This is a genomic window from Paraburkholderia xenovorans LB400 (assembly GCF_000013645.1).
Taxonomy (GTDB): Bacteria; Pseudomonadota; Gammaproteobacteria; order Burkholderiales; family Burkholderiaceae; genus Paraburkholderia; species Paraburkholderia xenovorans.
Genome location: NC_007953.1, coordinates 356,686 through 382,237, shown reverse-complemented (window position 1 = coordinate 382,237; position 25,552 = coordinate 356,686). Strand labels below are relative to the sequence as shown.

Sequence of the window (25,552 nt, the reverse complement as noted above, 5' to 3'; positions counted from 1 at the left end):
TTTCGCTGGAGGAAGAACCGAGATGTTGTCAAAACTTCAAAACGAGCCTGCCGTGGCCGGCGTGGGCACCACGCGTTATGGAAAGCTACCCGGGCACGATATCTATGAACTGGCCCAATGGGCTCTGCGCGAGGCGCTCGATGACTGTGGGCTGACTCATGCGGACCTCGATGGGCTGATCGTCAACCGGATCCCGAGTTACAGTCACTTCGCCGACCAGTGCGGCATGAATCCGCAATACGTGCTGGCGACACCGGGACATGGCCGCTTCAGCGGCATCTGCATCCAGACGGCCGCTCTGCTGGTCTCGAGCGGCGCGGTCAATACCGTGGCGCTCGTCTACGCCAACGACGGCGGTAGCGCCGGCATCACGTATGGCGGCGACGCCAGCCAGTTCGGCGGAGCGGCCGGCGCCTATGGGGGCGCCGACAGTCACTGGGTGCCCTACGGCATGACTTCGCCGGGTGCGTTTCATGCATTGATGATGCAACGGCATATGCATCTCCATGGAACCACGGCCTCGCAGCTTGCCGAAGTGGCGATGACGTTCCGCCACCACGCGAGCCTGAATCCCGCTGCCGTGAAGCGCGACCCGTTCACGCTCGAACAGTACCTCGAAAGCCGCTTTATCTGTGACCCGCTCCGGCTGCTCGACTACTGCCTGATCAATGACGGGGCCGTCGCCATGATTATCACGAATGGATCGCGGGCACGCGACTTGCGCAAACCGCCGGTCTATATTCGCGGCGTCGGCCAGGCGTCGCAGTTCACCGGTGGCGGCTTTCCTCCCGATGATTTCTGGGCCCGGCCGATGCGTCAGGTTGCGCAGGAAGTTCACTCGATGGCCGGGACGACGGTCAACGACATGGACGGGCTGATGATCTACGACAACTTCACGCCGACGGTGCTGTTTTCGCTGGAAGGGTTCGGCTTCTGCCCGACCGGCGAGAGTGGCCGCTGGGTCAGTGAAGGTCACCTGCGCCTCGGCGGCCGGTTCCCGGCCAATACCAGCGGCGGTCACCTCTCCGAGTCTTATCTGCAGGGATGGGGCCTTAATGCCGAAGCCGTCAGGCAACTACGGGGGGAATGTGACGCGAGGCAGATCGCCGGCGCCGACTTCATACAGTATATGGCGGCGTCCCCCGTGGTCACGTCGATCATCTACGGAAAGGATCCGAAATGAGTTCAGTACAGACCGAAATTCCGCTCGACCCGAACAGCCGGCCCCACTGGGAAGCGGCCACTCGCGGCGTTCTGCTGGTTCAGCGTTGCACGGATTGTGGAACACACCGGTTTCCCGCCGCGTGGCAATGCGCGCATTGCCACGGGCGAAACGCAGAGTGGGTTGCGCTCAGCGGCCTCGGGCGCATCGAATCGTTCTGCACCTTCCATAAGGCGTACTGGCCATCGGTCCGGGACCAGCTTCCGTATACCGTCGTGCAGGTCATGCTGGACGAAGGCGTACGTTATATGAGCAGCATGGCCGGCAACCCTGGGCCGCAGATGCAGATAGGCCTGCGCGTACGGGCATGGTTCGACCCGGTTTCCCCGACGCTCACCTTGATCCGCTTTGCGCCCGCCGACGCACCAGCGCCTCGTTCATAGCGCATCGGTCAGGAATTCCAGCACCATTCGCATGGCGCGTCGCCTCGTTGGCGACGCCTCTGCTCCGGAGTGGGCAACACGAGAGACCGAAATAAAGGTGGTTTTACCAATTCAATACTTAGTATTACAAATCAAACAGAAAACATGCTTGATGGCATTAGGAGACGTATGAAAGCAAAATATCTCGCTCTGGTCGCGCCGATCGTCTTGAGTTCTCACGCGATGGCACAGTCGAGCGTCACGCTTTACGGAGTAATCGACGAGGCAATCCGCTACCAGAGCAATCCGGGCGGTACCGGCACGAGGGGTGCGAGCGTCGGCATGTCGGAAGGTGCGATCAGCGGAAACCGTTTCGGCCTGCGCGGCGACGAGGATCTGGGAGGCGGAACCCATGCGATTTTCGACCTGCAAGGCGGCTTCAACGCGGCGACGGGGAAGATCGACCAGCAGGGTCAGCTTTTCGGCCGCTACGCCTGGATGGGGCTCGCCAACCAGAAATTCGGCACGCTCAAGGTCGGGCGCCAGTACGGTAGCGCATTCAGTTTCGATGCGTTTACCTTCGACGCCATTGGTGGAGGCAACATCACGGCAACCGACTGGGAACTGTTTCTGGTGGGGTGCCGCTACGATAATACCGTCGACTACACTAACCAGTTAGGCCCGCTCAGTTTAAATCTGCAGCACTCGTTCGGCGGCCAACCCGGCAACACCAGCATCGGGAGCACCACCTCGGGCGCGTTGTATTACGGATTCGGCGGCGGCAAGCTTGGCATCTTCGGCCAGCAATCGAAAGACGCCGCATCCCACAAGCTGGTAGTGGGCCAGGCCGGCGCGAACTATGGATTCGGCAAGACATCGCTGTACGCCTACTATATTTACACGAAGCGCGATGCCGGGTTTGCGATCGGGGCAGCGGGTACCTCCGCAGCGCTCGCCAATACCAACATCATGAACAATGCGACGACCGCGTATGGTGCCCAGACCGTCAACCGGATCGACCAGTTCATCCGGCTCGGCGCGGCCTACCAGCCGCTCCCCGACTGGCGTTTCACCATTTCATACGCCTACGACCACGCGCGGAACGTGGCGCCCGGCCGCAACGGTCAGCTCCAGACGCTATATGGCATAGCCGACTACATTCTCAGCAAGCACACCGATCTCTATCTGGAGGTCGACGACAGCCGGATATCGGGTGCGTCGGTCAACGACCCGAACTCCCCGCTCGGCACGGCCCCGGGCGTACGTCAGGTACTGGGAGCCAGTCTGAGTCTGCGCACGACCTTCTGACGGCGAAACGGCGGGAACCCCGTCAAGGCGCGATAACGTCGTGCCCTGGCGGGTTTATTCCTCCTCGCCCTTGCGAAGCAGCTTGCTGGGTGTCGGTTTGAGTTTCGCGCCAAGCCGGCGCGACAGCGTATCGGCACTGTGCAGCAGTTGCTTGCAGATACGCTTTTCGAATTCCGTGGTGCCTTCCACGGCCGGAATACCTATGCCGATGGCGGCAATCGGGCGATTTTCCAGGTTGAACACGGGCACGGCAATGCCGATGATACCCGGCAAGTACTCGCCCTGCATGTGAGCAAAGCCTGCCTTGCGGACCTGTGCCAACGCCTTGCGCACTTCTTCAATACCTGTTTTCGTGCGGTCGGTATAGGGAGTCGGCGTGTAGTCGTGAAGGAAACGCTCGACTTCCTCGGGCTCGAGAAACGCGAGAATGGCCCGACCCAGCGCGCTATGCAGCATGGGAATATGCTGCCCAATGCTCAACGAATGTGCCAGCGGCGAAGGAAGTGATTCCGAGCAAACGACGAGGCACATGTCGCCCTTCGGAATGACCATCGTCGTGTAGACGTTGAGCTTCAGGAACACGTCATGAACGACGGGAGTGCCGAGCCGAACGATATTCAGGTTCCGGAGATAGGCATGCGCAAGAAACATGACCTGCGAACCGATCGCATATCGTCCCGTTTCGCGATCGAGTTCGAGGTACCCGGGACGCTGCAGGTCCGTTAACAAGGCAGTGAGGCTGCTTTTTGGAATACCCAGCGCTTGTGAAATTTCCGTATGAGTGGCACATCCCGCCTTATGAGTAGCGACGAACTCCATAATTTCCAGCACGCGCAACGCCGACTTTGCCATACGAACCCTGATGAAATACTGATAGCCATCGATTGCTGTCAGGCAGGTTCCGGGGCGGGGCGAACCGAACCAACGACCCCGGGATTTTCGCGGGCAAGAACTGGCTTGCCTCGATCAAGAGGCAAATTGTACAAGCAACGGCTCAAAGCAAAGCTGTCCCAGTTCGCCATCCCCGAGGTCCATGCGTTACAGATCGGTGGCCTCGCGATACCGTAACCAGATCCTACGTCCCCTTTGCCGCGAACGCGGAAGAGGCGTAGCAGGAACCGGACCGCCCCGCAGCGAATGTCATCATCGACGTCGCTCAGTCAGGCGGCTCAACCGGCATCGGAAGCAACAACGATGCGAACGTGCGTGCACCTGAGCTGGCGTATTTACCTCGCCTGTCCCGTGATTGACAGCGCTATACCAGTGACTTATATTCATCATGCAATGAATATAAGTCGCGATTGTCCGGCGATTACGTGTTCCGGCTTGGGTATGGAACCGGAGGGTATATTGTGGTGGCCCGTCGATCCGCAGAACCCGGGTAACGGATAACGGGTTCGTTGTGCCTGATACGTCGGCCGATATCGATCAGTCACCCGTCCCTTCAGGGACGATTGCGCCGGTACAGTCGGGCTCCAATGGCCCACCGTACCGACCGGGAAACAGGCCCATGATCTTCGTACGAACTGGAAGCCGTTTTTATGCGAGTACGCTGCCGTCACATCGGCCAGATGTGAGGCGCGCAGCGCAGGACGCCGGGGTAATGGCACGCCCATCGCCTCGCGTGATCACGCTCGCACACCATGCCGTGGTCGCGATGACAGAGGCAGTGAGTGACACCCACGCGAAACGTACGCAGGTGTGAACAATGCGCTGGCTTGTCCTGTTGCTGTTTGCAGTCAGTGCGGCCTGGACGCACTCGCGCGGCAAGGTGCGTCACGGATTTTTCCGGCAGCTGTCGGATCACTCGACATTTACCGCGCCGCTGAACGGTTTCGTCTATCTCTTTTCCGCTCTTCCAGCACAACCGTATCTGCCGCCCTCGCGCTTTCCCGAATTGAAGCTTCTAAAAGAGGAGTGGCGAACCATTCGCGACGAAGCATTCGCCTTGCGCGATGCCAGTCACATCCGCGCCGCCACAGCATATAACGACATTGGATTCAACTCGTTCTTCCGCAACGGCTGGCGCCGCTTCTATCTGAAATGGTACGGTAGGCCCCATCCGTCGGCTGTGGCGCTTTGCCCTCGCACGGTTGAACTACTCGGACGGATACCTTCCGTGAAGGCCGCCATGTTCGCCCAGTTGCCCCCGGGCGGACGGCTGGGACTGCATCGCGATCCCTACGCCGGCGCATTACGCTACCACCTCGGTCTCGCCACACCGAACCACGATGGCTGCGCCATTGTCGTCGACGGCGAAACATACTCGTGGCGAGACGGCGAGGATATTGTCTTTGACGAAACCTATTTGCATTACGCCTTCAATGACACCCAGGAGGACCGCATCATCCTCTTTTGCGACATCGAGCGGCCGATGAAATATCGCTGGGCGCGGGCCATCAATCGCGCAATCGGCAGTTTCCTGATGCGCGCGGCGGCGTCGCCAAACGAAACCGGCGATTATACTGGCGGACTGAACAGGATCTTCCGTTACCTTTACATGGTCCGCCGCGCGGGCAAGCGGCTGAAGGCGTGGAACCGCACGGTCTATTACGTTGTGAAGTGGTGCCTGTTCATCGCAATTGCACTGGCCATCTTCTGGCGATAAAGAAGACCGCTTTCGTCGCTAATTACCCGCTGGTCAGCCGGGTTCGCACGCATGGCGTCCGATGGCATCGAGGCGCGCAATCGCCGCTGTTTAACCTTTCAGGATATCCATGCAGAAAAGAAAGATTTGCCAGCAACACAATATTCTGCGCCTCGCGGCGGTCCTGGCGCTGGCGGCGACGTCAATAAGCGCGCGTGCCGACGGATTCGGCGTGCAACTGGCGGCAGGTGTCGCGGACCATGACGTGAAAAAGGGCGATCTGGGTATCGTCTGGGACCCGGGGCTGAAATGGTGGGAAATCGGTGGCTATCATTTCACCGTTGTTGGCGAAGCCCATGCCGCTTACTGGGCCGTCCGGGAAGACCACGCCACCCATCCGGATATCTGGGAATTCGGACTCACGCCGGTGTTGCGCTTCGTCAGGAGCTCGGGCTGGTTCCGCCCATATATAGAGGCCGGAGTGGGTGTCCGGCTGCTATCGCATGTACGGGAAACGCAGGACCGGACGTTCTCGTCGTCATTCCAGTTCGCCGACATGGTCGGTGTCGGTGCGCAATTCGGCGACCATCAGAACTATCAGGCCGGTTTCCGCTTCCAGCATCTGTCGAACGCAGGCCTCGAGCACCCGAACCCGGGTATCAACTTCAGCGAGATTTATGTGCAATATAACTTCTGACGGTTCCCACAGTCGGTCCGTTCGCTGACAGCCGTAATGGCAAGTTCCGGCAGCTATGAACAAAGCGGTCACGGAGTACCGGAAGACAATGCTGAAGGGTATTGTCAACTTGCCGGGAACGAGATGGCATGCGGGCAGATATGACAATCTGTCAGAAAGCCATCGACGGATTTTGGGTGAGTTCGGCGAATTCGCTCCATGCAACGAACCTGGCTGCGAGGTGGCATCGAATGTGCAGATGGCGCGCGACGCGCGATCGGCACTAGCCGAGCCGTCCACCTCGCGCGGTAACCGCAACTGCTCCCACGGCACGATACTGCTGGCCGGCGAGACGGCGCTGAGCGCCCTCGCCGGTTCGGTCAATGCCGGGTGCAACAAAAAAACGCCCCAACCCGGTTGCCCGATTGCGCTCCGAGCAGGCTACGAGTCGTCGCCTTTTTCGTTTTCGCCTCCTGGGCCAAGCTGTCCGGGCACCGCTTGACGTAGCTGCGAACGCCCTCGGCCAAAATATTTTTCCAGTAGCGCATTGAGGATCGCCACAGTTTCGACATCCGGTACACCGTCGTATTGCGCGGGACGAAAATGCATCTGGAACGCCCCGACGACGCTGAGGGTTTGTGCATCGAGCACGCCCGTTTGCGGCGTGTCGTAACCATACGCGAGTAACATCGCCTGTAGTTCTGCAATGTCCCCGCGGAATGGTTGATAGCTGCGGTAATAGCTTATCGCTTCCGCGTCGGGCCACGCTCCCACCTGGTACTGCTCGTATAGCTTTTGCCATGGAAACAGTGGACCCGGGTCGAATTTGCGCCCCGGTGCGATGTCGGAATGCCCGACGACCTTTTGCGGCAGGATTTTGTGACGCGCGACAACATCAGCCGCGAGCTTGCCGACCACAGCGATTTGCGCGGGTGCGTACGGATACCAGCGTCGATTCGTCAGCGGCACGTTTTCGTCCTGCGCGGGAAAGCCGAGGTTGACGACCTCTATGCCGACCGAACTTGCATTGAGCATCCGCTCACCCTGCCAGTAGCTGACACCGGCATGCCACGCGCGACGAGGTTCCGGCACAAGCGCATAAACACGGAAGCGCTCACCGCCGTCGGCCTCATCAGGTACGAGATAGTGGAACTGACCTGCTTTTGCGAGTCCGTCAGCGATGCGATGGAATCCGCAAGCGTTTGGGCAGTGTAATGCAGCACCAGTGTGCGCACACGCGAGTCCTGGTTCGGAGACTGAATCGACGTATCGATCATATAGGCGGCATCCGACACCCCCTGCGCAATGCTGCTCCCACATCCCCCAATCGGCAACACCAATGTAGCTGCTGACCACAACGAAGTCGTTGCCAGAAAATCACGCCGTCTCGAATCGACCATTTCGCCTGGCAGTGCTTGTTGTTTTTTACTCATGTTGTTGTTCCTTCTTTGTATTCAGCGCAAGGGGCAGCGTGTATAACCGACAAGTTTCTTTACGCTGTACCCTCAGGGGTGACTCACTAGACGAAAGTAAGTTCCGTTGCCGGATTGAGTCAAGTCCATAGCTTGCCATCATCCAGTAGCTGGCATCGGAGGCAAGATATCATATCCTATCAATACTCCTTATTATCGATAGGATCATTCTGGCAGACACTTCCATTTCGGGAAACGTGTCACACCGGACCGCAGCTCCGCGGCCATCCCATTGCCTATAACCTCCGGATGCCAGACGTTGCGCCGCCACGACCCTTTCCCGACACTGCGCCCCTGTCCGCGCTGCGCGCGTGGTATGCGGGCGTTGGCTCGCGACAGGCGGTCGAGCGCTATTGTCCGCAAGCGCTCGAAGGGGGCCAGCCGGCATGCGGCTTCGCCGACAAAGCGCCGGCCTGATTCTGAGTTCCGTTCCAGGTGCCCCGGCTCACACCCGCCAGTTGAACTGGCTGAGTCTGCCCTGATCTGGAAGCTTCGAGAAAATCTGCTACTGCTGTCACCAGATCAAGCATGCGTGACGCTACTTACCGTGAACTCATAGCGCTCAGGCCTGATATGGAATAGCGTGGCTTCGCAAACCCGGCCATCGCTTAACCGCGAGGTGCGTTTCATTACGAGTAGTGGGGTGTGCTCCGTAACCTGCAGTTGAATAGCAATAGCCCCAGACGCCGGAACCGCAGTAATGCTCATGTCAGCACGGGCAAGACGCCATCCAGGCAACGACTCCAGGATTTCGTAGGTCGGCCTTGTCTGCGCCAGCCGTTCAGAAATCTCCCCGGCTTCGGGCAACAGCCAGGTTTGCGCGAGTGCGACCACGTCGTCGTCCACAGAATGAAGGCGTTCCAGATAGACGGCCGTCTTGATGGAAGGCGCGAAAACGCCGTGCATCGCTGGCGGCAGCTTTTTTGCCTGGTCCATCCGCAAGAGCTTCATCTGCGGATGGACGCCCTGACGAGCCAGAGAATCGTAAAACCCATGCAGCGCGTCGAGCCGATGCCGAAAGCGCTTACCTGTTGCAAACGTGCCTTTACCCTGTTTGCGCTCGACAAGGCTGTCGCTAACCAGCTTTCCAATCGCGAGCCGAACTGTCACGCGACTCACGCCGAAGCGCTCGCTTAGCTCAGCTTCGGACGGCAATTTCCCCGAAGGCTCATAGCCACCCCGTTCGATCTCGTCGCGCAGTGTGGCGGCAATCTGATCGTACAGTGATGTGGCATTCTCGCGGATCAAACTCATTCATTTTCCTTGCGGGCGACGACGTAGTCCCCCAAAAGCAGCAAAGCGGTCTATCCACCAAGCCGTATAACGATATGAAAACTGCTTGGAACCATAACTTGTATTAATACGTATTATGCCAACTTTCCGGCGAGCCATGCCGGAGGCCTGGCGTTTGCGGTCGGGCCCGATCACAGGAGCCTGAATTGACACATGAAACATCGGAGCTTCCATCACTCGCACGGGGAAGCCAGCCGGCAACGATACCTGATAGTCGCCTACCGGAGCCCTTTTGCGAATCCGCGAGATCGTTATTGAAGGCACGAGCTGGCTTCCTCCTTGCCTGGTTGTGCTTCATCGTGATCGCGTGGGTATTACCCACGCCACAAGGATTGACCCATCAAGGCAGAGCCACGCTCGCCGTAGTCGCGTGGGTGGCGATCGTATGGATCAGCGAAGCCATTCCCGTCGGCATCAGCGGTATCTTGCTACCCATGCTGCTGGTGTTGTCGCATGCAGTAACGCCTTTTCCCAAGGCTGCCAGCGGCTTTGCCGCACCGGTCGTTTTCCTGTGCCTCGCCGCGTTCCTGTTCTCCGCGATCATGCAGGCGGCTGGCCTCGACCGCCGTATTGCGCTGGTACTGCTCGACAAACTCAAGGTACGTTCCGCGAACGGCGTCATCTGGGCGATGTTTATTGTCAACTTCGTGATGTCACTGGTTGTTCCCGCCGCCAATGCACGGGCCGCCGCGTTGCTGCCCGTGACCAACGGCATCATCGGCTTGTTCGGTAACAGCGCGCGTGAGCGTGACGCCCGAAAGGCCATCGTAATCCAGACACTCGTCTACGGTTCGATGATCAGCGGCATGTGCATTCTGACGGCGCATCTACCGAACATGGTTGTCTCTGGCCTGCTCGAAAAGCAGTTGGGCCTGCGGATCTCCTACTTCTCGTGGCTCCGGTTGCAGTGGCCGTATCTGGGGATGTTCGTCCTGACGCAATTCTGGGTTCAGCGCTACTTCAAGTCGCGTGGTGTACCGGTCCCGGGCGGGCGGCAGGCAATCATTGAAGAGCGCCGCAAACTGCCGCCGGTCGCGCGCCAGGATTTGACGGTACTTCTGGTATTCGCCTTCGTAGGGGCAATGTGGGCGACCGAGTCGCTTCACCATCTGCAATCCGAAATCGTCGCGTTGATCGCGCTTGCGCTGATGTTCGCTCCCGGCGTGATGCGCTTCGGCTGGAAGGACATTCAGGAGCGGACCATTTGGGGCACGCTGTTTCTGCTGGGCGGTGCGTTGTCGCTGTCGTCCGCGATCAGCGATTCCGGGCTCGCCCAATGGGCCGCCGATCACATCTACGCGGTCGCGCACGGATATGTCTGGTGGATGACGCTCGCCATCGTGATGATCGGCACCCACGTGATCCGGATCGGCATGCTGTCCAACGTCGCGGCCGTGACGATGATCGCGCCGATCGCGCTGGCGCTCGCGCCTCGACTCGGTTTGCACCCGGTCGCTTTCACCATGCTCATCAGCGATACGGACAGCTTCGCGTATCTGTTGCCCACTCAAATCACAGCCGGGGTTATTGCATATAGCAGCGGCCAATTCACGACCGCCGACTACGCGAAAGTCGGCATCGTCTCCGTGCTGATAGCGATCGTCTACGGCATTTGCGTGATGGCGCCGTGGTATGCGTATCAGGGCATTCCGCTGTGGAATCCCACCGCACCGTGGCCGTTTGCCCATTGACCGGTTTGCGCTTCGCGCACACTCATCGAGAGAAACTGAAGTGAACGAAGATCATCAAAACATCGAAGCGAAAGCTGCCGCATTACGTAGCCGGCTTGGACCTCACATCGCACCGCGCGGCCTGTATGAGCGGCACAAGGCGTTGCCGTTCGCAGGCCGCGTGACATGCAACGTCAACCGTCTCGAAGCGGGAAGCTGGAGCGAGATCATGCTCGACTACGAGGTTGGCGCATCCGGCGTTGCGGACGGCGCCTGGCTCAAGGCAACTTTTAAGTTCTATTCCGATTGGGCGTTGTTCCAGACCAGTGACCCGAGCGCCGCCAACTTCATCAGCGCCGAATATCATGCGGCGCCACTCGTGCCGGGGCAAAGCCCCGCGACTGTCCAGTCGTTGAACGTGCGCTTCGACCAGAAGGGACATGAGCGGCCTTTTCAGAAAGCAATCATCGTAGACGTCGCCGACGGTTACCTGAATGCTGGCGACCACATCGTGATCCGCCTGGGGGACCGGCGACGCGGCCCGGGAACACGGGTGCAAACTTTCGTCGAGGATCAGTTCCGCTTCCGGTTCTACATCGATCCGTTGGGTACGTCGCGTTTCGTCGCGGTGCCGGGCGATATTGTGATTGACATTCACGCCGGGGCGCCGTCACAGGTGTTGCTCAATGGGCCGCGCTTTGTGCAACCCGGCCAGCGTGCGCCGTTCCGTGTGTCGCTGCAGGACCGCTGGAGTAACGCATGCAAGGATATCGACGGCGGTGTGCGGGTGCGCGCTTATGACGAGCGCAGCGAAATCGTCTACGAGCGCGAGCTTGCGTTGCCGCGAGATGCATGGGCTACCGTCGCGCTGGACGATCTGCCAACCGCGTCAGGGACACTGCGCATCGTGGCTGACGTGCCGTCGAAGGGCGACGTGCGCGCGGCCGAGGTCTTCCTGACAGTAGACGCCACGCTGCCCGTTGCACGCTCGCTTTACGCCGACCTGCATGTGCATGCGCACGATACCGTCGGCACCAACAGTCCTGCCTACAACGCTGCGTATGCGCGCGACATCGGCGGCATCGACGTGCTGGGTTACACCGCCAACGACTTTCAGATCACCGACGCAAACTGGCAACTCGGCATCGAAACTGCGGAGCAATTCAACCAAGCGGGCCGCTTCGTCGTCTATCCGGTGCAGGAGTGGTGCGGCAGTTCGACGGCGGGCGGTGACCACAACGTGGTCTTCCTTGGGGACGAACGCCCCGGTTTTCCGTACAACGCACGCGGCGAACATAACCGCACGCTGGTTTGGAACGAGGACATGAAAGGCACGGCCGTGGACCTCGGGCGCTGGCCGGTCGACGAACTATGGGACGCGTATGTCGATGACGCGGCGAACCATCTGGTAATGCCGCACGTCGGTGGCCGTCGTTATATTCCTGACTGGCACCATCCTGAACTTGAACGGCTCGTGGAAATCGCGTCGACCTGGGGCCATTTCGACTGGCTGTATCGCGACGTTATCTCGCGCGGCTATAAACTCGGAGTCGCGGCGAGTGGCGATGAACATCGCGGCCGTCCGGGCGGTGGCGCACCTGGCGTCAGTGTATTCGGCGTACATGGCGGGCTCACCGGCGTGCTGTCCGATTCACTCGACCGGCACTCAGTCGGACGTGCACTACGTGCCCGCCACACCTGGGCGACAACGGGCGAGCACAGCGCGGCGCTGGTGCGCTGCGGCGAATATCAGCAAGGTGATGAGTTCAATCATAGCGGTCCCGCGACGCTCGACTATCGCCTGCTGGGACGCGCGGGATGGGAGTATGTCGCCGCATTCGATCACGACGGCCTGCTGGTGGAGCGCAATCTGCACGAGGAACTCGGCTATGCCGAGCGCCTGATTCGCGTCCGATGGGGCGGAGCGCGGATTCGCGATCGTTACCGGTGGGCGGCGTGGCGCGGCCGGATTCGGATCATCAACGGTACGATCAACAACTTCGGGGCCGGCGGTTTCGAACATATCGAAGAGGCGGCCTGGCGAACCGGAGCAACCGATATCGAGTTCAGCAGTGACACCTACGGCGATGCCGACAACATCGAGATCGACGTGAGCAATCTGGCGCGCGCGCGAATCGTGATCGAAGGCACGATCGACGGCTTCGTGAAGGTTGGCGATCCGTTGAAGGGTAATCCGTTCGTTCACTCGCCAATGTTTCATTGGGAAATCAGCGGCGCCGACCTGCTTGCCCAAGGCACCGCACGGCATGAACTCGGCGGCACGGAATTGTTTCTTGCTGTCGAGCGTTTGACGGACAAGCCGCTGCCGGTGGACTTATCGGGAAGTTTCGACGTGTCGGCTCAGAACGCTGCCTTCGGCTTCCGACCGGTATATGTGTTCGGGCGTCAGCGAGACGACAGCAAGGTGTGGACGTCGGCGCAGTTTATTACGTTTGATTGAATCGATTAAAGAGGCGGTTGCAAGGGTGAAGCGCAACAGCGGGTTTAATGTTCAGAGCGTTGAGGTTGATCTGCTGAAGCAAGGGTCGCGGGGGAACGGAGGTGCGGCAGTTGGGCAAAGCTGCCATCGCAGGCAGAGGCATAACACGCGTAAACACATCGTGGCGCAATACACGGATAGGCGTTATCCCAATTGGAGCCTATCTGATTTCCTGTGTGTGAGGCATAAACTGACAGCCAAGGAGCCGCTTTATGCCACGCAAACGCAAAGAAGAAACAACGGTAGAACCGGGCAAGGGCTTGACCTGGACCCGGAGCTGATCAAGCAACTGGTACCCGGGACGCTGGACCGGGCGACCATTAACGAGCAACTCGCAGCGCTCACGAAGGCGATCTTCGAGCGCGCCCTGGGCGGCGAGCTGACCCATCACCTGGGCTATGAGAAGGGCGAAGCCAAACCGGCGAGCACCACGAACCACCGCAACGGCATAAGCCGCAAGCACCTCACGACCGATGACGACACATTCGACGTCGCGATCCCGCGCGACCGCGAAGGCACGTTCGACCCGATACTGATCGCCAAAGGCGAGCGGCGCTTCACCGGATTCGACGACAAGATCATTGCGATGTACGCGCGCGGCCTGAGCGTGCGGGAGATTCAGGGTTTCCTGCTTGAGAGGTACGGCATTGAAGTATCGCCGGACTTCGTGAGCACGGTGACCGACGCGGTAATCGATGAAGTGCGCGAATGGCAGCAGCGGCCGCTGGAGGCCATGTATCCGGTGGTGTTCTTCGATGCGCTGCGCGTGAAGATCCGTGACGAAGGCGTGGTGCGCAACAAGGCGATCTATCTGGCGCTGGGCGTGCGCCGCGACGGCACGCGCGACGTGCTGGGCCTGTGGATCGAGTAGACCGAGGGCGCCAGGTTCTGGCTACGGGTGGTCAACGACCTGAAGCTGCGCGGCGTGCAGGACATCCTGATTGCCGTGGTCGACGGCTTGAAGGGCTTTCCTGAGGCGATTAACGCGGTGTTTCCTGAAACGACGGTCCAGACCTGTATCGTCCATCTGATTCGCAATTCGCTGGACTTCGTGAGCTGGAAAGATCGCAAGGCGGCTGCCACCGCACTCAAGGAGGTCTACCGTGCGCCGACGGCCGAAGCCGCCGCCGCGGCACTGGATGCGTTCGACGCCGGAGCGTGGGGTGCGGTCACCATGTCAGTGTAGTTCGAAACCCGCGTAACCGTCAGCGGCCACCTCGTCACAGATCTCGCGATATTCCGGCCCCCCCGACACATGCACCAGTGCGCGACGCTCGCGCGTGCCGTCAGGATGAACCTTTACCTTGATCCACCAGGCATCGGCTTCGGTCAGCAGCGTCCTGGAGAAATCCTCGTATACCTGCCGGGTCCAGTCCTCCTGCGCCACATGACTCGCTTCGGAGTATGTCAGATCGTGCTCACGCATATAGCCCAGCATCTCGCTTACCCATTCGACCTGCAAGGCGCCACACACCCCGACATTGCAGAACGTGGCCCCATTGTGCGGCCCCACAAGGGTGAAGAAGTTCGGGAATCCTCGCGTCTGCAGGCCCAGGTAGGTCAACGGACCGTCCTGCCATGTCTCCTTGAGCGACAAGCCGTCCTTTCCCCGGATATCGATCTGGTCGAAGGAGCCCGTCACTGCATCAAAGCCCGTTGCATAAATGATGATGTCCAGATCGTAATGCTTGCTGCCGACCTGAAGGCCGCGAGGCGTGACACACGTGATAGGTGTCTCGCGCACATCGACCAGATGTACGTTCGGCCGGTTATAGGTTTCGTAGTAGTTCGTCTCCATCGGCACGCGTTTGGTGCCAAATGGATGATCCCGGGGAATCAGTTTGCCGGCGATCACCGGATCCTTCACGCGCTGCCTGATCTTGCCTGCAATGAACTCTGCCAGATAGCCATTCGATGTTCTGGACAACAGCACGTCGCGGTAACCCGACAACCAGATACCGTAGCCGGGCATGCTGTATAACGATTCGAACAGCGCCTGCCGTTCCTCGGCCGTGGTTTCACTGGCCTTCTTTGGATGCCTGTTATACGGAAACGCGGTAGGGGTGGACTTCACGAAGGCGAGAATCTCCTCATACGCAGCCTGCAGCTTCTCCATCTCCTGATCTGAGATCGGATGGTTGCCGAGCGGCGTGCACCAGTTCGGCGAACGCTGGAAGACAAACAGTTCGGCCGCCGTACGAGCGACAATGGGAATAATCTGTACCCCGGTAGCACCTGTGCCGATAACCCCAACACGCTTGCCTGCGAAATCGATTTTCCTGGCGCCGCGAGGATCATCCGGGTCGCGCGGCCATCTCGACGTATGAAACGACTCTCCCTCGAAACGCTCGATACCCGCAATATTGGGCATGCGGGTCGCCGACAGCGGACCCACGGCGGAAATCAGATAGCGGCACGAAACCCGACCCTGGTCGCTCAGCTCAAGATCCCACATGTTCGTGGAATCGTTCCAGTCTGCGCGTACGACCCGCGTGCTGAACTGGTAGCTGCGCCGCACGTCCATCCTGTCGGCCGCGTGGTTAACGTAACGCAGCATTTCCGGCTGCCCCGCGAAACGCTCGCTCCATTTCCATTCGGGAATGATCCCGGTCAACGCGAAATAACCGTACGCATAGCTTTCCGTGTCCAGCCTGCAGCCCGGATAGCGGTTCCAGTACCAGGTGCCGCCCACGTCCTCGCCACCCTCGTAGCCCTGCACTGTAAAGCCCATGTTACGCAACACATAGACCTGGTAGATACCCGTGATGCCTGCACCCACGACCACAACGTCGAAAGTCTTCGTTTCAATTTTTTTTAGCATGATTTTTTTACTCCCTCACGTGCACGTTGCCGTCTATCTATCGACCTTGTCACTTCGTTTGTGCTTTTCCGCAAAGGCCTTCCAGCCCTCTTGCCGATCAGCGGCAAATACATACGCTTCGATTGACTCGCAGCGTGTTCTCAGCGCGATCTCCAGTGGCATATCAGCGCGCGAACCAACCGTGTCCCTGGCAGCCTGTGCAGCTAACGGAGAAGCTTCGTAAAGCCTGGCCACGAAGCACTAACCGCCCCTTCAGTGTCTCCACGTAGGCCGCGCCAGCTTGCCCCGAAGTTCGAACCATTGACGACCTCGCCGTCGTCGACAAACAGATCCTCGAGTTCGCCGCATGGCTCATGTCGAGGTGGTACGCGTAGTCGCAAAGCAGTCGGCTAATGCTTGCGTCGTTCACCAGGCACCGGACCGCTGGATTGCGCGAATTCATCCCAGACCCATCTTCAACATTATCATTGATTCTAGCTTCTCCACGTCTTTTGTCAACATACATGTTGACAATCTGCCGCCTATGAAAAATTGGTGGTTTCGGCAAAGATAGGCACTCGAGGAAATATCTTTCAACGTGCTCCCGACACACAGAAGCACATTTTGCGGGCCGTCTTCAAAGGTGAAGTGCAACGCTCCAACTCGCATAAAGCGTTGCGATGAAAAACCGTGGCGAATGTAGTCAACTAATATGTTGACACATCGCACGAGATGTTCGATAGTTAACCTGATTGCGGAGCGAACGCTATTAATCGCTTGTGCCTGACGTAATACACAAGCTGCATTGACACACTCATGTCCACGCGCGGCCGTGTCGTAGCGCTGACACGATTAACGCGTAGCGAACTGCCAGCCTCGATCTCACAACAGGCTATCTACATCGGAGACACGGTGATGGGAACAAGTGACACTGTATCCCTGACAGGCGACGGCATCGTCGAGCGTCGAATACGCGTACGGGAAAGCGTGATTTCGCTGGCTGCCTGCAGCGTGCACCGCGCCAACGAGAGCGGAAACCCACTTTGTTCCTTCGCGGCGTATGCCGATTCGATGCACGATGCGCACCGGCAAATGCTGGCCTCCGGACACGACTCCTTCGGTCGCGAATCCCGGGCACACAGGGGAGTAGACTCGTGACTGCTAACGGACTACCAGCGCCTGCTGAACGTGAGCTATTGCATGAACGCAAAGTTCATCTGAGCGGATTTCATCGGAAAGATGGTCTATGGGATCTCGAAGCCCGGATGACCGATGAACGCGCGTACAGTTCAGTGTCGGCGGAAAAAGGACAGATTCCTCCCGGCCAGCCGATACACGACATATGCGTGCGCGTAACGGTGAACGACGACTGCATAATTAAATCCGTGAGCGCATCGATGAATGCCGTTCCCTACCACACGTGCCCAGGCGCGCTGGCGTCTCTTGCCAACCTCGAGGGCGCAACCTTGGGTCGCGGATGGCGCAAGCGCGTCGAAGATGACATCGGCGCCGTAAAAGGATGTACCCACATTCGGGACCTGCTGATTCAGGTCGCCACGGTCGCCTACCAGACTATCCCCATTTGGCATGCCCAACAACACGGGGACGTATTCCAGTCACTGGACGGACGACCGCCATCACATCTTGGTACCTGCCTGACATGGGCTTTTGATGGTCCGGTAGTCGCCCAGCTTTACCCCGAATTCGCACGCAGCAGCAATGACACTTCGGGGCGCGAGTGTCCTCCCCGGTAGCTGCTAGCCGCGCGAAACATGGGGCGGTCGCCCTTGACTTCATTTGAGCGACCGCTTGTTCAAACGCCAACCCCAGAGCGAGAATTTTCAGTGACTGGTAATACAGACATCTTCGTCGTTGCTGCAGCACGTACCGCAATTGGCACCTTTGGCGGCTCACTGAAGGACGTGCCGCTTGCGCAACTCGCGATCCTTGCCGTTCGCGGCACGCTCGAGCGCAGCGGCATCGCCCCGTCACACGTGGATCACATCGTGCTCGGCAACGTAATTCCGACGGAACCGCGCGACGCCTATCTGTCGAGAATCGCCGCCCTGGAAGCCGGTATTCCAGCGCAAACGCCCGCGTTAAATGTCAACCGCCTGTGCGGGTCGGGGTTGCAGGCGATCATCCTGGCAGCACAGTCTCTCCTTCTCGGCGACGCACAGGTTGCAATTGGTGCTGGAGCCGAATCAATGAGCCGGGGCCCCTATCTGCTGCCGGCCCTGCGATGGGGAGCCAGAACGGGTGACGTGCAGGCCGCAGACTATATGCTTGGTATCCTGCATGACCCGTTGCACCGTATTCACATGGGCGTTACCGCCGAGAACGTGGCCGAGCGGGAAGCCATTACCCGCGAGATGCAGGACGTACTGGCTGTGGAAAGCCAGCGTCGCGCTGCGCACGCAATCGCTGAAGGTTACTTCCGGTCGCAGATCATCCCGGTGGAAATACCTTCGCGCAAAGGCATCGTGATATTCGACAACGATGAGCACGTGCGCCCTGAGACCACATTCGAGCAACTGTCGACGATGAAGCCAGCCTTTAAGCATGACGGGACGGTCACTGCTGGCAATTCCTCTGGCATCAACGATGGAGCCGCCGCGGTTGTTCTCGCCACCGGTAACGCAGTAAAGGACCATGGGTTGAAGCCGCTGGCGAGGCTTGTCAGTTATGGGCACGCGGGAGTCGATCCGCGGTTGATGGGGCTCGGCCCCATACCTGCTACCCATCTTGCCCTGCAGCGCGCAGGACTTACGACCGGACAACTGGACGTCATCGAATCAAACGAGGCGTTTGCAGCCCAAGCCTGCGCAGTCACCCAGGCGCTCGATCTCGATCCGAAAAAGGTCAATCCCAACGGCTCCGGAATCTCGCTGGGCCACCCGGTAGGTGCAACCGGCGCGATCATCACCACCAAGGCAATCTTCGAGTTACACCGTACGGGCGGCAAATATGCGCTCGTCACGATGTGCATCGGCGGAGGGCAAGGCATTGCTGCAATCTTCGAACGGACGGGACCATGAAAATTAAACGCATTGGCGTCGTTGGTGCAGGCACGATGGGCAATGGAATCGCTCAGGTTTGCGCCATAGCAGGCCTTCCTGTTTCAATGATCGATGTTTCAGAAACCGCCATCGAGCGCGGGTTGCGCGCTATCGACACGAGCCTTGACGCGCTCGTCAGGAAAGAAAGACTATCTGAGGTAGAAAAGCAGGCTGCATTGGCTCGTGTCTCGGGCACAGTCGACTATGACGCGTTAGCCGGCGCGGATCTGGTCATCGAGGCAGCGACCGAGAACCTGCCGCTCAAGCTGCGTATTCTTCGGCAGATCGACGGCATCATCAGCGGCTCAGGCGTCGTCTCTACCAACACTTCATCAATATCGATTACCCAGCTTGCTGCCGTGCTCGATCGGCCCGAGCGATTCGTCGGGCTCCATTTCTTCAATCCGGTGCCGGTGATGCCACTTGTCGAAGTAATTCGGGGTCTTCAGACATCGGATGAAACACACGCATTCGCGATTGGCTTTGCGGAAGTTATCGGAAAAACGCCCGTGACAGTACGCAACCATCCCGGATTTACGGTAAACCGCATTCTCGTACCGATGATCAACGAGGCCATCTTTGTGCTTCAGGAGCGTCTGGCAACCGCGGACGACATTGACCTGGGCATGAGGCTTGGATGCAATCACCCGATTGGGCCGCTTGCTCTTGCTGACCTGATTGGACTGGATACGCTGCTCGCCGTAATGGAAGTTCTCCACGACGGTTTCCGCGATTCGAAGTATCGCCCTGCCCCCCTGCTAAAAGAGATGGTCGACGCCGGACGGCTCGGGCGCAAGAGTGGACATGGGTTCTACAGCTACTAGCAATGAAGAACAGGTAGGTATTTTCGACCCCGGGGTCCGGCAGGAACGGCCATCCGCTGCACCACCTGAATCCGGTCACGATTGTCATCTCGCTCGCGGTTGCCAATTCCATCTCTCCAGGAAGGAAGACAATGTCCGATTCCCCTCTCGTACTTCAACGCGAAGGATCCATCGTCACCGTCGTGTTCAACCGCCCTGAACAGATCAATGCACTGGACCTTGCGACCGCTGTGGCTTTTGAGGCCGCCTGTCGGTCAATTGCTGATGACCCGAGCACGCGAGTCGTCGTGATACGCGGCGAAGGTCGCTCCTTCGGTGTTGGCGGTGACCTCCAGGGTTTCCGGAGCGGCGATGCGCCATCCCACGCTTCTCGCCTTATTGAGCCGTTGCATCGTGGTCTGAAGTTGCTGGCCGCGCTTGACGCACCGACTATCGCGAGTCTGCACGGAAACGTCGCCGGCGGAAGTATGAGCCTCGCTTTGAACTGTGACCTGGCTATCGCTGCTGACAACGTTCGCTTTAACCTCGCCTACACCAATGTGGCAACCAATTGCGATCTTGGTGGTTCATGGGCTTTACCTCGGCTTGTAGGACTTCGCCGGGCGCTACAGATCGCCCTGATTGGCGAGCCAATCGGCGCCCAGGAAGCGCTAATGATCGGTCTGGTCAACCGCGTAGTGGAAAGTTCCGAACTCGAAGCCGCCACGCGGGCACTGGCTCGTCATCTGGCTCAGGGCCCGACATTGGCATACGGCCGCATGAAGCAACTCCTGCGGGGTTCCTTTGAGCACAGTTTCGCCCAGCAACTCGATCTGGAGCAGGAATCGTTTGAAGCCAGTGCAGGTACCCGTGACTTCGCTGAGGCAATCCATGCCTTTTTTCAGCGCCGGTCCCCCAGCTTTAATGGCACGTGAAGCCGTGCGTGAACAGCCGGTCGCCTCCGAATACCCGGGAGAGTATTGATCGAGGCGGACGATGATCGCCCAATATCCAAATCGCCGATTATCGCGATCTCGCTCCGATAAGACACCAGCACCGCTTGGCGCCCAAAAATCCTGGGACAACGCGTATCCAGTCATGGTTATCGCCCCTTGTTCGCGATGGTCGCCGGTGATCGTCGGCGCCCGCTGTTCTGTTTGTCGCTGACGGCGCGGCGGCGGTAGCTTTCGCCACTCATCCTGAAGATCGTCGAATGATGGACGAGTCGGTCGATTGCGGCAGCCGGGTGCCTGCCACTCGCGCAGGGGGTGCCAGCAGCTCATTCCCCGCAATAGCAGACCCCAGCACAGACCAGTCTGAGAACGAACAGGATGCCAGTCAGCATCGCGCGATTGTCAAACGGCTTGAACCCCGGCTGCCGCGAGCGCTGAGGTTTGGGCGGCGGAAAAACGGTTCGGTGAGTGTCCTGGAGCTCGTTGTCGAGTATGGGTCTGGCCAATGTCCTTTTCGTTGTCGAAATAACAATCAGGTTGACAGGCGCGACCGAGAAGTAAACAACCCTCAGGCATCAGTTGGCTAAAGCTCCTAAGTGGTTAACCTATCAACAAATTCGTTGACAGAAAAACCATCATCGGACAATCTCTTGGTGGCCAGTCGGGCGCACAGGAAGTGGTTGTGTCAATGTCGTCCGAGGTGTCGATAGTGACTCGTCGCTTCCTCAGTTGAGTATGCAAATGGTAAGAAGCGTTTTGGAAGCGACTGACGCTAGACAAAGATCAATCGACAGTTAAAAGAGGATGAAAACTATGGCGGAGACTATGACGTTAAAACAGGAAAGTCCGATGAGAGTCATCGATATCAGGGCGTCGCGTCACGCTCTCATTGGGGGCTCGCTCGGAAATTTATTGGAGTGGTACGAATTCGCGATCTATGCCTATATGGTTCCGATTGTCGCCCCCTTATTTTTTCACAACTCTGATCCGGCAGCGAATCTCCTGGCGACGTTTTCAATCTTCGCACTAGGATTCTTCCTGCGACCGGTCGGAGCACTGGTCTTTGGGCGGTTGACCGACCGGGTCGGTCGCCGACCAATTCTCATATTGATCATCAGCCTCATGACCGTGGCGACCACGTGCATTGGACTACTGCCGACCTATTCCCAGATCGGGATCTGGGCGCCGATCCTTCTCACCGTGCTGAGGATTGCCCAAGGCCTTTCTTCTGGCGGAGAGATGGGTGGAGCGGTGTCCCTAATGGTTGAATCAGCACCGGAAGGGAAACGAGGATTGTACGGTTCATGGTCGTTCCTCGGAACCACACTGGGTTATGTGGTCGGCGGTGGCATGGCAACCTTGCTGGCTACCGTATTCTCTGACCAGATACTGCATGCGTGGGGATGGAGGCTCGGCTTCCTGCTGGCAGCTCCGTTGGGTCTCGTCATCTTGTACTTGCGGCTGAACATCGACGAAACGCCGAACTTCAAGAAGGTCAGCACGACCTTGGAGAAATCCAATCCTGACGAAGTTATCGCGACGCCTGCGGTCCCAGGCCGTCCGTTGGTGCATCTGCTCGCAACCTTGGGAATCGTGGTTGTCTGGAACGCCACCGGTAACACATTTATGGTCGGCATGCCCTCGTTCCTGTCCCACATCTATGGCATGTCTTTCCGAAGCTCATATTTCCTTGCTCTGGTAACCGGCCTGATCGGCGCGCTGACCATGCCGTTCTTCGGCGCTCTCTCTGACAGGGTGGGTCGAAAACAGGTGCTGCTTGCGGGCACGGCCGGCGTTTTTTTCTTGTCCTATCCGCTTTACGCGCTGCTGGGCGCAGGATTTGGGCTAAGTCTCCTATCGTTGGCAATCGCTGGCGTGCTCATCGGGGTCCTGGGAGGTCCGATGCCGGCGCTGTTGTCCGAACGATTCCGTACGCGCAATCGCGCAACGGGGGTCTCGGTGATTTATGCAGTCTCGGTGGCGGTCTTTGGTGGCACGGCTCCTTTCATTATCACCTTCCTCGCTCGTGTCACCGGCGATCCATTGGCCGCCGCGTACTACACGATCGGATGTGCGGCTATTAGTCTTATCGCACTAGCCTTTGTGAAAGGCAAGCCTCACCTCGACGTTCTGGCTAATTAAAACCGTTCGCTTCTGGTCTGGCAGGCGGACATTTGTTTTATCGGCCAAAGACACGGATCCCAGTATCCGCGCTGGCGCCGCATTTTCACATTAATAAAAAATTTTTGTACAGGAGACGAGGCAATGAAAAAGGCGATGTTGGCTCTAGGAGTAGCAAGCGCGATGTCGAGCGCTGCGCATGCGCAGGCTAGTGTGACCTTGTATGGCCTGATCGATACCGGTATCGATTATGTTAATAACAGCGGAGGCGGAAAATTGTTCCAAATGCAGGACGGTGGGTACACGGGACTTGCGGGCAGCCGCTGGGGATTATTAGGAACCGAGGACCTTGGGGGCGGCTATAAGGCTATCTTCAGACTGGAGAACGGATTCAATGAGATCAACGGCAAACTCGGGGCGGGAGGCGGAGAGTTTGGCCGTCAGGCCTACGTTGGTTTTGCAAGTGACCGTTTTGGGACTTTGACTATGGGTCGCCAGTATGATGCAGTCGTCGACGATTTCGGACCATTGACTTTCACGCACTACTACGGCGGCATTTTTTATCATGCTGGCGACATCGACAACGGCGGCAATTCGTTTCGGGTAAACAACTCGGTCAAGTATACCAGTCCGAATCTCCATGGCTTTTCGTTTACAGGCCTGTATGCTTTTACGAACTCGAACGAGCCTAGCGTTGGGACGACAGGGATGTGGAGCGTAGGGGCGAATTACACAAACAGTACCCTGTACCTTGGCGCGGCGTATTTCTTTGCGAAGAATCCCGCGGTGCTTTTACCGGGAGGCGACTTTCTACCGAATACTACGGAAAGTGCAATCGGTGCCACTGGATCGTTCAGCTACGTAGGCAACCCATCGAACGCGCAGGTCTTCGGTTTTGGCGTGAATTACTTAATTAGTTCTACTACTATTGGGCTTAACTTCAGCCAGGCGAAGTTTGACAATGCCAATGGAACTACTAGTTCCGTAATCTTCAATAACTACGAGGCGTGGGTAAGTGTCGCGATCACGCCAGCGTTTAGCGCAGGAGCGAGATACACGTTCTCAGATGGAAAAGTAAATTATTCGGGCCAGTCGCCCAGATATCATCAGGTTGGTGTGGGCGCAAAATATTCGCTCTCCAAGACGACGACCATCTATGCCGCCGCCGATTTCGAAAAGGCGGCAGGAGATGCGAAGGTGGCCGATATTGCCGAAGGGATAGTGGGAACAGCGTCTACGACTGACAAACAGCTTGTCACGCGCATCGGCATCATGCATAGGTTCTAAATGCCGCTTATACGGTCGTAGCTTGTGTCACTAACACGGGTGAAAGCCGGTGATGCCGTATCAAGGATGGGAGCGGGCACCCGAAGTCGGCCTGCAGGGGCAGGCTTCAAACCACCGGTGCTGCTGCGTTCAAAAAGCTCGGCGGTGGCGTGCCACGACCGTGTCTGCATTCTCTGGGACACGATGCTGCTTTACCTGAGATGGAAAGCCCTTTGGAGTCGGCGCGCAAGCGCTGACTCCAAACAGCCGTGAGCTGCCTCAGTCGGAAACGCGGCGGTGGCGAACGTTACGATTAAAAGGCGTGATTAAACACGTCATGTACGGGTTAGAGAGACGAACGCGCAAGTGAACCACCGATGACGCATCAAAACGCCTTTCAAACCGGGGGCACACTACCCTCCCTGCGCCGTTCGAGATGGTGGACGGGACGAATCTGTCCCGGACGCGAGGGGTTGCACGGGATCGCGTGGTCGGTCCGATCCCGCTGAATCAGCTCATGCATTATGCGTTCGGTAGCGGGATGAAGCGGACGAATCCACAATGTCCGTTCGCGCGCTACGCCGACGATGCGGTGGTGCGCTGCCCCCAGGCGCAGGCTGAAGCGGTAATGCGGTTTATTGCATTACGGCCGGAGGAATGTGAGCTGACGACGCATCCGGAGAAGTCGGAAGTTCAACAAGATGATGGAGCTCGCGCCGCGGTTGTTCGTTCACCGGCGTACGCTCGGTGAGAGGTTGGGTAACTGGAGCCGGATGAGGTGCGAGCCTCACGTCCCGTTCTGCGAGGGCCTCGCCGGTGGCGCTTGCACAAATGCCTCGCTACCAGGAACCGCTGATCGAAGCGGCAAGCACACGCCTCTAGTGGCTTGCTCTTTATGCAACGATCTTCTTTTTCCTGGTAGCCTTCTAAACAAGTCCGAAGCACTCAGGCCTTTTGAATGCTTTTTCGCGGAATTGGATTCAGCGCCGCGCCTTTGGCGTGATAATTCTCGGTACCCGCGTGTTTCAGCTCGCGTCGCTTGATCTTCCAGCCTTCCGGTGTACGAACAAATTCATCGTGGTATTGGCCCATGACGATGCCGTCTGGGCGCTCGCGATTGTACTTGTGATAAGCATACAGAACTGAGCGAACCGTCGCGGTGTCGGCGCCGGTAAAATCGATGACGACGTTCGACACATGATGGCTCGTAGCGGCGAAGAATGATGCAATGCCGGACTTGTCGTTGGAAAGCGTTTCAAGATAAGCCTCGGCGCCGACTGCGCCATGGTTGGGACCATAGGCCACATGCAGGTCCGCCGTGAACAACGGAAGCATCTGCTCCGGGTCTGCCGCGTCAAGATGGAACGCGTATTCGTACAGGACGCGTTCGATATCGGCCCTATCGACCAGTTTCTGAACGTTGGAAATCAAGTTGTCTGAATTGACGATCATGGCGTGTC

At 58.4% G+C, this 25,552-nt stretch carries 17 protein-coding genes and 3 pseudogenes; 14 read left to right on the top strand and 6 right to left on the bottom strand.

All coding sequences use genetic code 11. From position 1 onward, the window contains the following. Positions 1 to 22 precede the first annotated feature (22 nt). The 3 genes from BXE_RS38370 to BXE_RS38360 all read left to right on the top strand — a co-directional run bounded on the left by BXE_RS38370 (position 23) and on the right by BXE_RS38360 (position 2,892). Positions 23 to 1,183 (top strand): thiolase family protein, encoded by a 1,161-nt coding sequence (locus BXE_RS38370; RefSeq protein WP_011493524.1) that lies wholly within the window; start codon positions 23 to 25, stop codon positions 1,181 to 1,183. Continuing rightward, on the top strand, positions 1,180 to 1,605 hold the full coding sequence (locus BXE_RS38365) for a Zn-ribbon domain-containing OB-fold protein (protein ID WP_011493523.1): 426 nt from the start codon (positions 1,180 to 1,182) through the stop codon (positions 1,603 to 1,605). The genes BXE_RS38370 and BXE_RS38365 overlap by 4 nt, the downstream gene beginning before the upstream one ends. A gap of 168 nt (positions 1,606 to 1,773) precedes the next feature. Beyond that, the gene (locus BXE_RS38360; RefSeq protein WP_011493522.1) at positions 1,774 to 2,892 is read left to right on the top strand and encodes a porin; all 1,119 of its coding nucleotides are present in this window, start codon (positions 1,774 to 1,776) and stop codon (positions 2,890 to 2,892) included. A 54-nt stretch (positions 2,893 to 2,946) separates the two neighbouring features. On the opposite strand, the gene BXE_RS38355 is transcribed toward BXE_RS38360, so the two are convergent. Beyond that, positions 2,947 to 3,744, bottom strand: coding sequence for an IclR family transcriptional regulator (locus tag BXE_RS38355; RefSeq protein WP_011493521.1), 798 nt, complete (start codon positions 3,742 to 3,744; stop codon positions 2,947 to 2,949). Between the two features lie 856 nt (positions 3,745 to 4,600). Here BXE_RS38355 and lpxO point away from each other — a divergent pair. After that, on the top strand, positions 4,601 to 5,500 hold the full coding sequence (gene lpxO, locus BXE_RS38350; RefSeq protein WP_011493519.1) for a lipid A hydroxylase LpxO: 900 nt from the start codon (positions 4,601 to 4,603) through the stop codon (positions 5,498 to 5,500). Positions 5,501 to 5,609: 109 nt separating this feature from the next. After that, positions 5,610 to 6,176, top strand: coding sequence for an acyloxyacyl hydrolase (locus BXE_RS38345; protein ID WP_011493518.1), 567 nt, complete (start codon positions 5,610 to 5,612; stop codon positions 6,174 to 6,176). Between the two features lie 420 nt (positions 6,177 to 6,596). On the opposite strand, the pseudogene BXE_RS38340 reads toward BXE_RS38345, so the two are convergent. Next, positions 6,597 to 7,588 (bottom strand): annotated as a pseudogene (locus BXE_RS38340) (N-acetylmuramoyl-L-alanine amidase). Between the two features lie 561 nt (positions 7,589 to 8,149). After that, the gene (locus BXE_RS38335; RefSeq protein WP_011493515.1) at positions 8,150 to 8,881 is read right to left on the bottom strand and encodes a GntR family transcriptional regulator; all 732 of its coding nucleotides are present in this window, start codon (positions 8,879 to 8,881) and stop codon (positions 8,150 to 8,152) included. Between the two features lie 293 nt (positions 8,882 to 9,174). On the opposite strand from BXE_RS38335, the gene BXE_RS38330 reads away from it, so the two are divergent. The 3 genes and pseudogenes from BXE_RS38330 to BXE_RS38320 form a co-directional block, all read left to right on the top strand. Beyond that, positions 9,175 to 10,611 carry an SLC13 family permease gene (locus BXE_RS38330; RefSeq protein ID WP_233518920.1) on the top strand — a complete coding sequence of 479 codons (1,437 nt, stop codon included), beginning with the start codon at positions 9,175 to 9,177 and terminating at the stop codon, positions 10,609 to 10,611. Between the two features lie 40 nt (positions 10,612 to 10,651). Beyond that, positions 10,652 to 13,051 carry a hypothetical protein gene (locus BXE_RS38325; RefSeq protein ID WP_011493513.1) on the top strand — a complete coding sequence of 800 codons (2,400 nt, stop codon included), beginning with the start codon at positions 10,652 to 10,654 and terminating at the stop codon, positions 13,049 to 13,051. 304 nt (positions 13,052 to 13,355) lie between these two features. Beyond that, positions 13,356 to 14,255 (top strand): annotated as a pseudogene (locus BXE_RS38320) (IS256 family transposase); the annotation flags it as partial. A 12-nt stretch (positions 14,256 to 14,267) separates the two neighbouring features. Here the strand turns inward: BXE_RS38320 and BXE_RS38315 are convergent. Then, complete coding sequence (locus BXE_RS38315; RefSeq protein WP_011493512.1) at positions 14,268 to 15,911, bottom strand: flavin-containing monooxygenase; 1,644 nt, start codon at positions 15,909 to 15,911, stop codon at positions 14,268 to 14,270. A gap of 1,133 nt (positions 15,912 to 17,044) precedes the next feature. On the opposite strand from BXE_RS38315, the gene BXE_RS44945 reads away from it, so the two are divergent. The 4 genes from BXE_RS44945 (at position 17,045) to BXE_RS38300 (ending at position 20,687) form a co-directional block, all read left to right on the top strand. Next, a complete protein-coding gene (locus tag BXE_RS44945; protein WP_011493508.1) occupies positions 17,045 to 17,644 on the top strand; it encodes a DUF2889 domain-containing protein in 600 nt (199 codons plus the stop codon). Between the two features lie 18 nt (positions 17,645 to 17,662). Further along, on the top strand, positions 17,663 to 18,928 hold the full coding sequence (locus BXE_RS38310; RefSeq protein WP_011493507.1) for an acetyl-CoA C-acyltransferase family protein: 1,266 nt from the start codon (positions 17,663 to 17,665) through the stop codon (positions 18,926 to 18,928). Further along, the gene (locus BXE_RS38305) at positions 18,925 to 19,773 is read left to right on the top strand and encodes a 3-hydroxybutyryl-CoA dehydrogenase (RefSeq protein WP_040123556.1); all 849 of its coding nucleotides are present in this window, start codon (positions 18,925 to 18,927) and stop codon (positions 19,771 to 19,773) included. The genes BXE_RS38310 and BXE_RS38305 overlap by 4 nt, the downstream gene beginning before the upstream one ends. A 131-nt stretch (positions 19,774 to 19,904) precedes the next feature. Next, positions 19,905 to 20,687: an enoyl-CoA hydratase/isomerase family protein gene (locus tag BXE_RS38300; protein WP_011493505.1), complete on the top strand. Its 783-nt coding sequence runs from the start codon at positions 19,905 to 19,907 to the stop codon at positions 20,685 to 20,687. A gap of 306 nt (positions 20,688 to 20,993) precedes the next feature. Here BXE_RS38300 and BXE_RS47540 read toward each other — a convergent pair. Beyond that, positions 20,994 to 21,211 (bottom strand): annotated as a pseudogene (locus BXE_RS47540) (IS5/IS1182 family transposase); the annotation flags it as partial. Between the two features lie 343 nt (positions 21,212 to 21,554). Between BXE_RS47540 and BXE_RS38295 the strand changes: the two are divergent. Together BXE_RS38295 and BXE_RS38290 are read left to right on the top strand one after the other, a co-directional pair. Continuing rightward, the gene (locus BXE_RS38295) at positions 21,555 to 22,847 is read left to right on the top strand and encodes an MFS transporter (protein WP_040123557.1); all 1,293 of its coding nucleotides are present in this window, start codon (positions 21,555 to 21,557) and stop codon (positions 22,845 to 22,847) included. Positions 22,848 to 22,970: 123 nt separating this feature from the next. Further along, a complete protein-coding gene (locus tag BXE_RS38290; protein WP_011493503.1) occupies positions 22,971 to 24,113 on the top strand; it encodes a porin in 1,143 nt (380 codons plus the stop codon). Between the two features lie 924 nt (positions 24,114 to 25,037). Here the strand turns inward: BXE_RS38290 and BXE_RS38285 are convergent. Beyond that, positions 25,038 to 25,544, bottom strand: a complete 507-nt coding sequence (locus tag BXE_RS38285; protein ID WP_040123558.1) for a nuclear transport factor 2 family protein — start codon at positions 25,542 to 25,544, stop codon at positions 25,038 to 25,040. Positions 25,545 to 25,552 lie beyond the last annotated feature (8 nt).

Bases quoted from the DNA above. Each gene is read 5' to 3' on its own strand.
- BXE_RS38290 (WP_011493503.1), top strand. From the start codon at position 22,971: ATGAAAAAGGCGATGTTGGCTCTAGGAGTAGCAAGCGCGATGTCGAGC.
- BXE_RS38360 (WP_011493522.1), top strand. From the start codon at position 1,774: ATGAAAGCAAAATATCTCGCTCTGGTCGCGCCGATCGTCTTGAGTTCT.
- BXE_RS38365 (WP_011493523.1), top strand. From the start codon at position 1,180: ATGAGTTCAGTACAGACCGAAATTCCGCTCGACCCGAACAGCCGGCCC.
- BXE_RS38315 (WP_011493512.1), bottom strand. From the start codon at position 15,911: ATGCTAAAAAAAATTGAAACGAAGACTTTCGACGTTGTGGTCGTGGGT.
- BXE_RS38285 (WP_040123558.1), bottom strand. From the start codon at position 25,544: ATGATCGTCAATTCAGACAACTTGATTTCCAACGTTCAGAAACTGGTC.
- BXE_RS38345 (WP_011493518.1), top strand. From the start codon at position 5,610: ATGCAGAAAAGAAAGATTTGCCAGCAACACAATATTCTGCGCCTCGCG.
- BXE_RS38310 (WP_011493507.1), top strand. From the start codon at position 17,663: ATGGGGCGGTCGCCCTTGACTTCATTTGAGCGACCGCTTGTTCAAACG.
- BXE_RS38370 (WP_011493524.1), top strand. From the start codon at position 23: ATGTTGTCAAAACTTCAAAACGAGCCTGCCGTGGCCGGCGTGGGCACC.
- BXE_RS38355 (WP_011493521.1), bottom strand. From the start codon at position 3,744: ATGGCAAAGTCGGCGTTGCGCGTGCTGGAAATTATGGAGTTCGTCGCT.
- BXE_RS38335 (WP_011493515.1), bottom strand. From the start codon at position 8,881: ATGAGTTTGATCCGCGAGAATGCCACATCACTGTACGATCAGATTGCC.
- BXE_RS38305 (WP_040123556.1), top strand. From the start codon at position 18,925: ATGAAAATTAAACGCATTGGCGTCGTTGGTGCAGGCACGATGGGCAAT.
- BXE_RS38295 (WP_040123557.1), top strand. From the start codon at position 21,555: ATGAGAGTCATCGATATCAGGGCGTCGCGTCACGCTCTCATTGGGGGC.
- BXE_RS38300 (WP_011493505.1), top strand. From the start codon at position 19,905: ATGTCCGATTCCCCTCTCGTACTTCAACGCGAAGGATCCATCGTCACC.
- lpxO (WP_011493519.1), top strand. From the start codon at position 4,601: ATGCGCTGGCTTGTCCTGTTGCTGTTTGCAGTCAGTGCGGCCTGGACG.